This window comes from Pedobacter paludisoli (assembly GCF_052344095.1).
GTDB lineage: Bacteria > Bacteroidota > Bacteroidia > Sphingobacteriales > Sphingobacteriaceae > Pedobacter.
On record NZ_CP179926.1, the window covers coordinates 101,304 to 113,065 of the forward strand.

Here is an 11,762-nt window from a genome sequence, read left to right on the forward strand (position 1 = left end):
CGCTAGGAGCTGAACCTCAAGTATACTTTTTGCTTATAGCATTTTATTCGTTTTTTTTGCTACGAAAAACTTAATTGCTATTTTTTTTAGTATATTTGATTGATGATGGAAGTGAAACCATATAAAAGTTTAGACGAAGAAAACAGTCCTGTATTGAAGCTGTCTGACATTGATTTAACACAAACATATAGCTATGCTAGTTATTTAACATGGCTTTTTGATGAACGAGTTGAATTGATAAAAGGGCAAGTTTTTGAAATGAGCCCAGCACCATCCCGCATTCATCAAAAAATTTCAATAAATATTTTAAACCCTATTGTCAATTTCTTAAAGGGGAACAGTTGTGATGTATATGCGGCTCCTTTTGATGTTCGTTTTCCGAAAGAAAGCAAAGCCGATAAGGATGTTTATACTGTTTTGCAACCCGATATTTGTGTGGTTTGCGATAAAAGTAAGCTCGATGATAAGGGCTGTGTTGGCGCCCCTGATTTGGTTATAGAAATTTTATCCCCCGGCAACAATAAAAAAGAGCTCTTACAGAAATACGCCATTTATCAAGAGTTTGGCGTAAAAGAATATTGGGTGGTAAGCCAAAGCGATAAAACAGTGTTAATCTATACCCTTAATGATGGGAAATACTATCCATCAAAGTTATTTACCCTAAGCGAAACCATTTGCTCATCCGTTTTACCTGGTTTTGAGTTAGTTTTAGATGATGTATTTGAGGATGCCCTATAATCCAGAAACCTATTTTAACTTTTAGCTTTCTCAAAAAGATGGAAAAAATGTAATTATGCATTGCCGTAGAGTAAGGACGCATGTCGTTTTAATTTTTTGTCAATTAAGCTAGGAACAATTTAATTCATATAAAAGACAATTAGATGAATGCATTATGGAAGAGCGAACAGCAGATTTTAATTCTTTGCTCTTTTATCTGTATTCTTTTTAAGCTTTCAGCATAAAAAGCTATTTTTGTGCTTTTATAAAATTTTCATGAGCATTTCCACCAAGTACAATCCATCAGAAACAGAAGATAAATGGTATAGCTACTGGCTATCAAAGAAGTTTTTTCATTCAGAACCCGATGAGCGTGAGCCATATACGATAGTCATCCCGCCACCAAATGTTACCGGTGTGTTGCACATGGGGCACATGCTTAATAATACGATTCAGGATGTGCTTATCCGTAAGGCGCGCATGCAAGGAAAAAATGCCTGTTGGGTTCCGGGTACCGATCATGCTTCAATTGCTACCGAAGCAAAAGTTGTAGCCATGTTGAAAGAACAAGGGATTGATAAAAAAGATCTTTCACGCGAAGACTTTTTAAAACATGCCTGGGAATGGAAGGAAAAATACGGCGGTATTATTCTAGAGCAATTAAAAAAATTAGGTGCTAGCTGCGATTGGGATCGTACACGCTTTACCATGGAGGATGATTTATCGGAAGCGGTAATCGACTCGTTCATTCACTTACATAAAAAAGGATTGATTTATCGCGGTATCCGTATGGTTAACTGGGATCCGAAAGGAAAAACAGCGGTATCAGACGAAGAAGTTATCCGCAAAGAAGTCAACCAAAAATTATATTACATCAAATATTTAATTTCGGGTACAACTGATGAATTTTTAACCATTGCAACCACACGTCCGGAAACGATTATGGCCGATGCCGCCATTTGTATCAATCCGAACGATGAACGCTTTACGCATTTAAAAGGCAAAAAAGTTTTTGTACCCTTAGTAAATCATGAAATTCCTGTTATTCTGGATGAATACGTAGATGTAGAATTTGGTACCGGTTGCTTAAAAGTTACACCAGCGCACGATTTAAACGATTACGAACTAGGCGTTAAACACAATTTACCGGTTACCGATATTTTAAACGATGACGGTACCTTGAACGAATTGGCTGTAATTTTAGTAGGCGAAGATCGATTTGTTGCCCGCAAAAAGATTGCTAAAATGCTCGAAGAAGCTGGACATTTAGAAAAAGTTGAAGACTATAAATCACAAGTAGGTTTTTCAGAACGTACCGATGCCGTTATCGAGCCTAAACTTTCGATGCAGTGGTTCGTGAAAATGAAAGAATTGGCACAACCCGCTTTAGACGATGTGTTAAACGGAGAGGTAAACCTAATTCCAAATAAATTCGAAAATACTTATCGCCACTGGATGGAAAATGTACGCGATTGGAATATTTCGCGTCAGCTATGGTGGGGACAACGTATCCCGGCTTGGTACGACGATAAAGGAAATTGGGTAGTAGCTAAAACAAAAGACGAAGCTTTAGAAGAATTCTGGAAAAAGAAACATTTAGATGAAACGTGTTCGGAAAGCGATAAAGTTGGATTTAAACAACAGCTAGCACCGTTTTTACGTCAAGACGAAGATGTAATGGACACCTGGTTCTCGTCGTGGTTATGGCCAATTTCAGTTTTCGATGGATTTAAAAATCCCGATAATAAAGACATAAACTATTATTACCCAACAAACGATTTGGTAACCGCACCTGAAATTTTATTTTTCTGGGTAGCCCGTATGATTATGGCTGGACGCGAGTTTATGGGCAAAAAACCATTTACCAACGTGTATTTAACCGGTATCGTGCGCGATAAATTGGGTAGAAAAATGTCTAAATCATTGGGCAATTCGCCTGATCCGATTGGTTTAATCGAAAAGTATGGAGCAGATGCAGTACGTGTAGGTATGCTGATGTCATCGCCGGCAGGAAACGATTTAATGTTCGACGAAAGCTATTGCGAACAAGGACGTAATTTCGCTTCTAAAATTTGGAATGCCTTCCGTTTGGTAAAAGGATGGGAAGTTGATGATACCTTAGAAAACCCGAATAAACAATCCATTTTATGGTTTCAAAGCCGTTTCAACGAAGCATTAGTAGAAATTGAAGATAACTTTAAACAATACCGTTTATCGGAAGCGCTAACCACCACGTATAAATTGGTGTGGGACGATTTCTGTGCTTGGTATTTAGAAATGGTTAAACCGGCGTATCAACAGCCGATTGATGGAGAAAGTTTCCGTGCCACAGTTAAGTTTTTTGAACAAATCATCAAATTGCTTCACCCGAATATGCCGTTCATTACCGAAGAGTTATGGCACGACGACTTGTTCGGGACCCGCGATGAAATGGATTGCTGTATTGTGGCTGAGTTTCCAAAAGTAGGCAGCATTGATGAGCAATTATTAAAGGATGTTGAGGTCATTAAAACCTTGATTGCTGAAATAAGAAATGTACGTAATCAAAAGCAAATTTCGCCAAAAGAGGCGCTTCCATTGAGCATTAAAGTAAATTCGGATATCGATTACACGAAGTGGCTTAACGTGGTGTATAAGCTTGCGAATGTTTCGGAAGCAGAAATTGTGAATGATAAAGTAGCCGGAGCAACCGCCTTCATGGCCGGTAAAGATGAATTCTTTATTCCGCTTTCAGAAAATATTGATGTGGATGCCGAACGCGAACGATTAAAATCCGATTTAGCATACTTACAAGGTTTCTTAAAATCGGTTGATGCCAAATTAAGCAACGAGCGTTTTGTGCAAAATGCCAAACCCGAGATTATTGCAAACGAACGTAATAAAAAAGCAGATGCTGAAGCTAAAATTAAAATTATCGAAGAAAGTTTGGTTGCCTTAAACGGTTAACAAAATTCCATAATGAATTGAAAAGGTTTTGCAGATTAAATTTTGCAGAACCTTTTTTTTGAAAAGCAAGATCCGTACAAGAGAACTTCCTGAGCTCCCGCTATCTGCTTTACTTGCTGCGCTGCGTGTTCGCTGCTATCGGGTTTAAGTTGAAAAGCAAGAAGTCAAAAATTCGCAAGAACAACGTACATCCGTTAAGGAATCAAAAAAACGTATTCCGGTAGTTCCTCTACAAACTGAAAACGCCCGTTGTTACAATCTATTTTTGCATAAACATGTTGCACACCATTGGTAAGCACTATCCAAGGAGCTTGATGGATAGAATTATAACGCAATGCTTGGTCAAAAACTGTTTGATTTATTTTTACTTTCGGCGCTTTACATTCAATTAAAACCAATTTTTCAGCTGCGGTATTGTACACTAAAATATCGCTTCGCTTTTGAAGTTCATTTAATTTAAGGCCGCCTTCTAATTGAATAAGGGTTTTCGGGAATTTTTTCTCTGTAACTAAGTATTGGATAAAATGTTGACGAACCCATTCTTCTGGGGTTAATACCAAATGCTTTTTTCTAATTTCATCAAAAATAAAGTAAACTTCCTCTTTTTGAGTGAGTTTAAAAGGGTATGGCGGAAGATTTAAAGGGGTTGGATTAAACATTAGATGAGTTGAACGTGTTATTCCTGTTTTTTAGTTTTCAAAGGTACTATTTCTCGGTTCATTTTATCAATTTAGCTTCGGCCTAATCTAATTTAAATTGTAATTTTACCCTTCATGACTGCAGCCGAAATAATTAAAGATATCAAAGCCCGAAAATTTAAACCCGTGTATTTATTGCATGGGGAAGAAGCTTTTTACATCGATCAAATCACCGATTATATTGAAGAAAAAGTACTCAGCGATGCTGAAAAGGGATTTAATCAAACGGTTCTTTATGGAAAAGACACCGATATGGCGACGGTTTTAGGTGCGGCAAAAAGGTACCCGATGATGTCGGACGTGCAGGTGGTGATTGTTAAAGAAGCCCAAGATTTAAAGTGGGCCAAAGAAGAGGGAAATAGCAAAGAGGCAGAGTTTGTGCAAAGTTATTTTGAAAAACCTTTGCCTAGCACCATTTTAGTGCTGGCCTATAAATACGCTAATTTTGATAAACGCAAGAAAATCTACAAGGCCATTAGCAAAAGCGGGTTGATTTTTCAATCAGACTTGGTAAGGGATTATAAATTGGTGCCCTGGATCGAAGAGTTTATTAAGGAAAAAGGATATAAAATTGATCAACAGGCATCGGCCTTGATGGCCGAATATTTGGGTACAGACCTCTCAAAAATCGCTAATGAAATTGAGAAGTTGATGCTGAATGTGCCCAAAGACGTTGTAATTAGTACAGATTTAGTACAAAAAAATATTGGGATTAGTAAAGAATACAATGTATTTGAATTGCAAAAGGCGATTGCGGTTCGCGATGTTTTAAAGTGCAATAAAATTATCAATTATTTTGCTAGTAATCCGAAAGCTAATCCGATGGTGATGGTATTAGCCAATTTGGGTGGATATTTCACCAAGCTTTTGCGCTACCACTATCTGCAAAATAAAGCCGATGCGGCATCCGCTTTGGGAATCCCGCCATTTTTTGTGAAGGACTATGAATTGGCAGCAAGAAATTTCAATACCGGAAAAGTGTTTCAAGTAATCAGCCTACTCCGTGAATACGATTTAAAAAGTAAGGGCTTAGATAGCACCGGAAATGTAGACGATGGCGAGTTGTACAAAGAATTGGTTTTTAAGATTATTCATTAAGATTCGCAAACAGGATAGTGCATAACACCTTTTTTTAATTGATTCGATACATTTGGTACAGCCACTGAGCTGTTTTGTTTAGTGATAATTTCTAATCAAATGATCAAAAAAATACTACTCTTAGCAGTCCTCTCTGTTTGGATTGTTGCTGCCTATGCCATCAAAAATGTACCGTCCGATAGTGTTCAGCTAAAAGCTCCCTTTAAAATGCCGGCCGTAAAAGTACCGCTTTTTAAAGGGGTACCCATTTTTTCTATCCTCGATTTTGGTGCAAAAAAAGGAGACAAAGAAAAAAATATGCAGGCCATAGCCAGTGCAATTGATAAAGCCAATGCAAAGGGCGGTGGGATTGTTTTTATCCCAGCAGGAGAATGGCTAACGGGTAAAATACACCTTAAAAGCAACGTTAATCTGCATTTAGAAAAAGGAGCGGTGTTGCTATTTTCCGAGAATCCGAATGATTATTTACCAGCTGTTCACACTACTTGGGAAGGTATGGAGTGCTTCAACTATTCGCCGCTAGTGTATGCGTACAAGTGTAAGAATGTGGCCATCAGCGGCGAAGGCGAATTGAAAGCAAAAATGGATGTTTGGAAAACGTGGTTTACCCGGCCAAAAGGGCATATGGAAAGCATCAAGCGCTTGTATTTAATGGCAATGGATTATGTGCCGGTTGAAAAGCGTCAAATGGTTAATGATACGGCCCATTTGCGACCCCAATTTATACAGTTTAATCGGTGTGAAAACGTTTTGTTGGAAGGCGTTACCATCACCAATAGTCCTTTTTGGACCATCCATCCCTATCTTTCAAAGAACATAACCATACGGAATATAAAAGTATTTGCACACGGTCATAACAACGATGGTGTAGATCCAGAAATGAGTCAACAAGTGTTAATTGAAAATTGTATTTTTGATCAAGGTGATGACGCTATTGCCATAAAATCGGGACGAAATCCTGAAGGTTGGCGGTTAAAAACACCTTCCAAGAATATAATCATACAAAATTGCCTCGTCAAGAATGGACATCAGTTAGTGGCTATAGGTTCTGAACTTTCGGGAGGAATAGAAAATGTTTGGGTACACGATTGTCGCGTGAAAGAAGGTGCCAAGCTGAATCATTTTATTTTCGTCAAAACAAATGAACGCATGGGCGGCTATGTGAAAAATGTGTACGCGGAGAATTTAACAGGAGGTAAAGTTGAAGAAGGTATTCTAGGGATTGAAACAGATGTTTTATATCAATGGCGAAATTTGGTACCAACTACCTTACTCAAATTAACACCCATTAGCGATGTTCATTTGAAAAATATACAAGCGGGCGAGGTAAAGTTTATCAGTAGGGTTTTAGGAGATAAGCGACTCCCGGTTCAACGTATTTCGCTATCGCAGGTGAAGGCTACCAAAGTATTGGGGAATCCATATGTGACCGAAAATGTGGTGGCTTTTACAGGTAATTAATCTTGATAGAATATTGTGTAATTGCTTGTAATTGGTTAATTTAACCTCCAAAATCAATCAACTATTAGTCGAATTTTTTATGCTTAAAGGATTAAGAACAATCGTTTATTATGTGGGCGATTTAACGCTTGCGAAAGAATGGTATAGTAAGGTTTTTGAAATAGAACCGTATTTTGATGAGGAGTTTTATGTTGGCTATAATGTGGGTGGTTTTGAGTTGGGTTTAGATCCAGATGACTCCGTTTATAGCGACGGACACAAAGCCATTACCTATTGGGGAGTAGATAACATTCAAGAGGCTTTTGCACGTTTTGCCGAATTGGAGGTAGAAGTGCATCAAGAACCTACCAATGTAGGTGGAAATATTTGGTTAGGCAGCATTTGGGACCCTTTTAACAATGTAATCGGCATTATTGAAAATCCTGATTTCGTATTAAAAGCCTAAAAAAAAATCCTAAGTAATTTTGTATTTCAATTACTTAGGATTTTATGTATATTATTTTGTTTTGTGCGAATCGACTATTCCTGTTATAAATTGATAGCCGCCGTATAAAATTGCACCCCAAAAGAAGAAACCGATATCTGCTAAGGTAGCTGCAGCACCTGCAATTAGGAATAAACCGCCGTAAAAAACATCTTTTTTAGCCTTTGTTTGGGAAGCCTGCTTAATTTGTAGTTCCACATTGCTGACCACTTCATCAGCATCTGATTGGTTAATACCTTGATTAATGAGCGCGGCAATGGCTCTGCTTGGAGAATATTTTTCCATAACCAATAGGTTGGCCGCGTAGTCGTAACTTTCGTTAAGCGTTAGTTGAGAAGTTGAGGTATTCATAATGCGGGACGATAAAAATTTACTGATTTTTTAGTTATTTGAGGTTAATTTAGGGGCTTGGCATGTGCATTAATTAATCAGCTAATAATTCTCTGATTCAGTTTTTTGGACGATACAAAAGTCAAACTCATTCAAAAAGAATGATGTCTTTGTAATACAAAAATATGAAGGGTCTTTGGTAAGGCCTGTTTAATAGAGGACTGCTGTGTTTTCGTTTATACTTGGTTAGTGTGAGTGCGTTAACCAAATTTTATATTAGTCTTTGTTTTTGTTGTCGTTTAAATTATACGTTTGTAAGTTATTTTAGTTTGATTTAAAGGTTGTTTGGCCGTGTTTGTTATCCTAAAATAGAAATCTAAAAGGTAAATCCAAAATATTTTTCAATTTTTTTTATCTAATTTTTTTTACAACATGTCTTTTTGGTGGTTTTAATACTTAAGATACTGTTAATGAGTGCTTTAGTTGATTTTTGTCAGCGGGTGATTTTCACGCAAGATTACTACAAATCTGATAGATTTTACTGCAGCTCATGTTGAGGCAGTATTTGCGTGATTCACGCTCAAAACCAAGCAGTCCGTAACCTTTATTATTCAGTCGATTCTGCACGATTAAGTAGGGAATTTGTGATTATGATGAATAGATAGTTAAATACGTTTAAGAATGGGTTTACAAATGGAAGTGCAGCCCAGTAAGTTTCTAACTTTTTGGGCTGCACGATGATGATCTTTCTGGATTTGCTTATTTTTGGTTTAATTCCGCTTGAATCTCCTCCTTAATAGCTGTGTATTTTTCTATTAGATTTTTAGAAATTTTAGTAGGCATGTTTTTTAGGCTTTTTAGTTTAAAAGATAAATAAATACAAAATATCCCTGCGCATACGAACGCCAAAGCAGTCCAATACACCAATGTTAAACCTGCGAATAATGGATTCCAAAGTAGTAAAAATGAGAATAATACGCCTAGAATACAGATAGCCATCAAATTGCCCCAATCTTTAATCCCGTAATTTTTTAATTCAAGGGCATAGCTTATTCCGCCTGCCGATCTAAAGAGGATTAAAAAACCTACATAAAAAGGTAAAGTAGTGATTGAAATTGCTGGGTTAATAAGTAAAAGAACCCCTAATAGCGTTGTGAAGAGGCCAAAAATGAGCGTCCAGCCCCAGTTATCAAGTTCATTTCGATTCGAAATTGAAAAAATAATCTCCGAAATTCCGGAAGCAAGAAAGGTAATACTAAATAGCATCGATAAAGTAACGTATGACTCTATTGGCGTATAAAAAGTGTAAATTCCAGTACAAGTAAAAATTAATCCTACAATTAAAAGAAGATACCAGTGTTGTACAGTGGTTTTGATGGTTTTAAAGAAATTGTTATTCATAGTATTTATTTTAAGGTGTTTATGATTAATATCTTGCTTTGAACCAGCGTTTTATGCAGGCAATTTTTTAGATTCTTATACTGTAAATGTACTATTTGTGCGTGAATATCATTTGGTTTTTTGTAGGTTTTTAATTATTAATTTAGTCTGTTTAATTTGTATTATACTTGCTGATTTTTTACTTAGAAGTTGAATTTGGTTTGAAGGATTAGAAGAAATACACTTCAGTAAGGAATGTCTCGGGTTTATCGTTCTGTTTTATTAGTTTTGAAAATAAAAACGAAGAAAGAACAATGAATCATTGGTTAGTAAAAAGTGAGCCTTTTAAATATAGCTGGGAAAAATTTAACGAAGATGGACGTACTTTTTGGGATGGAGTACGGAATTATCAGGCGCGCAACAATCTTAAAGAGATGAAGGAAGGCGACTTAGTGCTTTTTTATCACAGTAACGAAGGCAAAAACGTTGTTGGAATTGCAAAAGTGGTACGTGAGTTTTATCAAGATCCTACCACCGATGACACCAATTGGGTGGTGGTTGATTTAGCTCCGGTGCAAAGCCTTAAAAATCCGGTTACTTTAGATCAAATAAAGAAAGAAGAAAGTTTAAAAGATATTTCATTGGTTCGTCAAGGACGATTATCTGTAATGCCGCTAAAAGCAGCAGAGTTTGATAAAATACTAGAAATGGGCGCTTAAAAGCGCCTTTTTTTTGTGTAAGTGTCTCCGGCTAGTTTATAAAGAAACAATTAATGTGGATGCGCATCATCGGCCACCGGTTTGTTTCCGCTTAATGTTAAGCCAAGGGTCATGATAATGCTCGAGCCAAGCACCACTAAAAATAAAAACGGTGTGCCTATGTCGGGCATTTTTAAGGCATCTGGCAGGTTGAAATAGAGTAAAATGCTAATCAGTCCTCTCGGAGCAACATATACCACTGGCGATATATTTCCTTTCTTAAATACCTTTAAAAAGAAGAGGCGAACCAAGTAAATGCTTATCAGAATAATCAATCCATTAATTAGAATAATTTTATCGTTTAATTCGTGAATGCTCATCGTAAAGCCAAAAATTACAAAGAAGAAGGTGCGTAGAATGAAAGCACTTTCTGCCGATAATTGATACAATTGCGATAAATCTGCGCTTAAATTTTTATACAAAAAGAATCCTCTAAACCATAAATTTTGAATGGTATCGGCATTGTTTAGAAATAAGCCTGTACTTAAAATCAAAACCAAAGACGATAGGTGATACGATTGGCCTACGGCATACACCAAAATTAAAATCGAAATAATTAAGAAAAATTTTACGTGATGCGCCAAACGACCCATAATGTATAAAAGTACTACACAGGCAATAGCCGATAGGATGAAAATTAACGAGGTGTTGATTCCTAAACTTACGAAAGAACTAATAGATACCGATGGGTTGCTTAGCACAAAGTTGAACGCAATAATGCCTAAAATATCAGAAAATGAAGACTCGTACACCACAAATTCTTTATCGCGCTTATTTAGGGCTGAAGCGGATGGAATGGCAATTGCAGAACTAATCACACTAAAAGGAATGGCGTTGGCAATACAGGTGTATAAATCGCGATGCGAAATTTGATAGATAACCAGCGTAATAATCGTAATGGTGGCCAATAAGATGGTCAGAGCGGAAAAGAAAGCACTCTTTATGACGGTGTTTTTACGCTTGTCGTATTTTAGTTCAAGTGATCCCTCAAAAACAATCAAGATTAATCCAACGGTACCTAGTGTAGGTAAAATGGACAGAAAGTTAAAGGTTTGAATATGTAAATTATCAACCATTAAACGTAAGCCAATACCCAATAGCAGCAGCAATAAAACAGAAGGTATTTTTGTTTTTCCGGCAACTAAATCGAACAAATAAGAAAAGATTACAAGTCCGCTTAAGATGATAAGAATGGTATATGTAGACATTTAGTACAGTTTAACTATACGCTAAAATAGCATTATCTCTTCAAGAAGCAAGAAAAAAAACGAGGAAAACTAGGGTTTAACAAACAAAGCCTTCAGTTCGCTGGCATCTTCTGGTTGTATTTTTCCACCCAATAATAAACGCAATTGACGACGACGTAAAGCGCCTTCAAAAAGTTCAATTTCTTCTGGTGTTTCTGGAATTAATTCCGGAACAGGAATGGTGCGGGCACTTTGATCAACCGCTACAAAAGTATAATAAGCCTCGTTACTTTTTTGGCGTGCACCGCTTGGAATATTCTCCGACCACACGTCTAAACGTACCTCAACCGAGGTGTTGAATGCTCGGGTAACTTTTGCTTCAATGGTAATTACATCGCCCAATTTAACTGGATGCTTGAAAGAAACATTATCAACAGAAGCGGTTACTACAATGCGGTTACAATGTTTTTGTGCTGAAATAGCCGCCGCAATGTCCATCCAGTGGAGCAAACGACCGCCCATTAAATTGTTTAACATATTGGTATCGTTGGGTAATACCAATTCGTTCATTATCGTGAAACTTTCTTTTGCAAATTTCTTCTTTTGGCTCATAAGTGACCGCAAAAGTACGTAAATGGCTTATTAAATACGTATAATTTTCGAAAAATGAGTATTCATGATACTTTATTAACAAATGGACGAT

The 11,762-nt window shown here is 36.8% G+C and carries 11 protein-coding genes; 6 read left to right on the forward strand and 5 right to left on the reverse strand.

All coding sequences use genetic code 11. From position 1 onward, the window contains the following. Window positions 1-105 precede the first annotated feature (105 nt). Complete coding sequence (locus tag ACJVDK_RS00380; RefSeq protein ID WP_443938340.1) at window positions 106-738, forward strand: Uma2 family endonuclease; 633 nt, start codon at window positions 106-108, stop codon at window positions 736-738. A 255-nt stretch (window positions 739-993) separates the two neighbouring features. Next, window positions 994-3,663, forward strand: coding sequence for a valine--tRNA ligase (locus ACJVDK_RS00385; RefSeq protein WP_443938341.1), 2,670 nt, complete (start codon window positions 994-996; stop codon window positions 3,661-3,663). Between the two features lie 194 nt (window positions 3,664-3,857). Here ACJVDK_RS00385 and ACJVDK_RS00390 read toward each other — a convergent pair whose 3' ends face one another. After that, a complete protein-coding gene (locus tag ACJVDK_RS00390) occupies window positions 3,858-4,322 on the reverse strand; it encodes a type I restriction enzyme HsdR N-terminal domain-containing protein (RefSeq protein WP_443938342.1) in 465 nt (154 codons plus the stop codon). Between the two features lie 114 nt (window positions 4,323-4,436). On the opposite strand from ACJVDK_RS00390, the gene holA reads away from it, so the two are divergent. The 3 genes from holA to ACJVDK_RS00405 all read left to right on the forward strand — a co-directional run bounded on the left by holA (window position 4,437) and on the right by ACJVDK_RS00405 (window position 7,365). Beyond that, window positions 4,437-5,459: a DNA polymerase III subunit delta gene (holA, locus tag ACJVDK_RS00395; protein ID WP_443938343.1), complete on the forward strand. Its 1,023-nt coding sequence runs from the start codon at window positions 4,437-4,439 to the stop codon at window positions 5,457-5,459. Between the two features lie 99 nt (window positions 5,460-5,558). Beyond that, window positions 5,559-6,920: a glycoside hydrolase family 28 protein gene (locus ACJVDK_RS00400; RefSeq protein ID WP_443938344.1), complete on the forward strand. Its 1,362-nt coding sequence runs from the start codon at window positions 5,559-5,561 to the stop codon at window positions 6,918-6,920. Window positions 6,921-6,999: 79 nt separating this feature from the next. Beyond that, the gene (locus ACJVDK_RS00405; protein ID WP_443938345.1) at window positions 7,000-7,365 is read left to right on the forward strand and encodes a VOC family protein; all 366 of its coding nucleotides are present in this window, start codon (window positions 7,000-7,002) and stop codon (window positions 7,363-7,365) included. A 51-nt stretch (window positions 7,366-7,416) separates the two neighbouring features. Here ACJVDK_RS00405 and ACJVDK_RS00410 read toward each other — a convergent pair whose 3' ends face one another. Continuing rightward, window positions 7,417-7,755 carry a hypothetical protein gene (locus ACJVDK_RS00410; RefSeq protein WP_443938346.1) on the reverse strand — a complete coding sequence of 113 codons (339 nt, stop codon included), beginning with the start codon at window positions 7,753-7,755 and terminating at the stop codon, window positions 7,417-7,419. Between the two features lie 738 nt (window positions 7,756-8,493). Next, window positions 8,494-9,135, reverse strand: coding sequence for an HdeD family acid-resistance protein (locus ACJVDK_RS00415; RefSeq protein ID WP_443938347.1), 642 nt, complete (start codon window positions 9,133-9,135; stop codon window positions 8,494-8,496). 293 nt (window positions 9,136-9,428) lie between these two features. Here ACJVDK_RS00415 and ACJVDK_RS00420 point away from each other — a divergent pair, with 293 nt between their 5' ends. Then, window positions 9,429-9,833 (forward strand): EVE domain-containing protein, encoded by a 405-nt coding sequence (locus tag ACJVDK_RS00420; protein ID WP_443938348.1) that lies wholly within the window; start codon window positions 9,429-9,431, stop codon window positions 9,831-9,833. 50 nt (window positions 9,834-9,883) lie between these two features. Here ACJVDK_RS00420 and ACJVDK_RS00425 read toward each other — a convergent pair whose 3' ends face one another. Both ACJVDK_RS00425 and ACJVDK_RS00430 read right to left on the reverse strand, forming a co-directional pair. Then, window positions 9,884-11,080: a sodium:proton antiporter gene (locus ACJVDK_RS00425; RefSeq protein WP_443938349.1), complete on the reverse strand. Its 1,197-nt coding sequence runs from the start codon at window positions 11,078-11,080 to the stop codon at window positions 9,884-9,886. A 69-nt stretch (window positions 11,081-11,149) separates the two neighbouring features. Further along, window positions 11,150-11,671 carry an acyl-CoA thioesterase gene (locus tag ACJVDK_RS00430; protein ID WP_443938350.1) on the reverse strand — a complete coding sequence of 174 codons (522 nt, stop codon included), beginning with the start codon at window positions 11,669-11,671 and terminating at the stop codon, window positions 11,150-11,152. Window positions 11,672-11,762: the final 91 nt, after the last annotated feature.

Excerpts from the sequence above, each read along its gene's own strand:
- ACJVDK_RS00410 (WP_443938346.1), bottom strand. The coding sequence starts at position 7,755 with ATGAATACCTCAACTTCTCAACTAACGCTTAACGAAAGTTACGACTAC.
- ACJVDK_RS00430 (WP_443938350.1), bottom strand. The coding sequence starts at position 11,671 with ATGAGCCAAAAGAAGAAATTTGCAAAAGAAAGTTTCACGATAATGAAC.
- holA (WP_443938343.1), top strand. The coding sequence starts at position 4,437 with ATGACTGCAGCCGAAATAATTAAAGATATCAAAGCCCGAAAATTTAAA.
- ACJVDK_RS00420 (WP_443938348.1), top strand. The coding sequence starts at position 9,429 with ATGAATCATTGGTTAGTAAAAAGTGAGCCTTTTAAATATAGCTGGGAA.
- ACJVDK_RS00415 (WP_443938347.1), bottom strand. The coding sequence starts at position 9,135 with ATGAATAACAATTTCTTTAAAACCATCAAAACCACTGTACAACACTGG.
- ACJVDK_RS00390 (WP_443938342.1), bottom strand. The coding sequence starts at position 4,322 with ATGTTTAATCCAACCCCTTTAAATCTTCCGCCATACCCTTTTAAACTC.
- ACJVDK_RS00400 (WP_443938344.1), top strand. The coding sequence starts at position 5,559 with ATGATCAAAAAAATACTACTCTTAGCAGTCCTCTCTGTTTGGATTGTT.
- ACJVDK_RS00385 (WP_443938341.1), top strand. The coding sequence starts at position 994 with ATGAGCATTTCCACCAAGTACAATCCATCAGAAACAGAAGATAAATGG.
- ACJVDK_RS00380 (WP_443938340.1), top strand. The coding sequence starts at position 106 with ATGGAAGTGAAACCATATAAAAGTTTAGACGAAGAAAACAGTCCTGTA.
- ACJVDK_RS00425 (WP_443938349.1), bottom strand. The coding sequence starts at position 11,080 with ATGTCTACATATACCATTCTTATCATCTTAAGCGGACTTGTAATCTTT.
- ACJVDK_RS00405 (WP_443938345.1), top strand. The coding sequence starts at position 7,000 with ATGCTTAAAGGATTAAGAACAATCGTTTATTATGTGGGCGATTTAACG.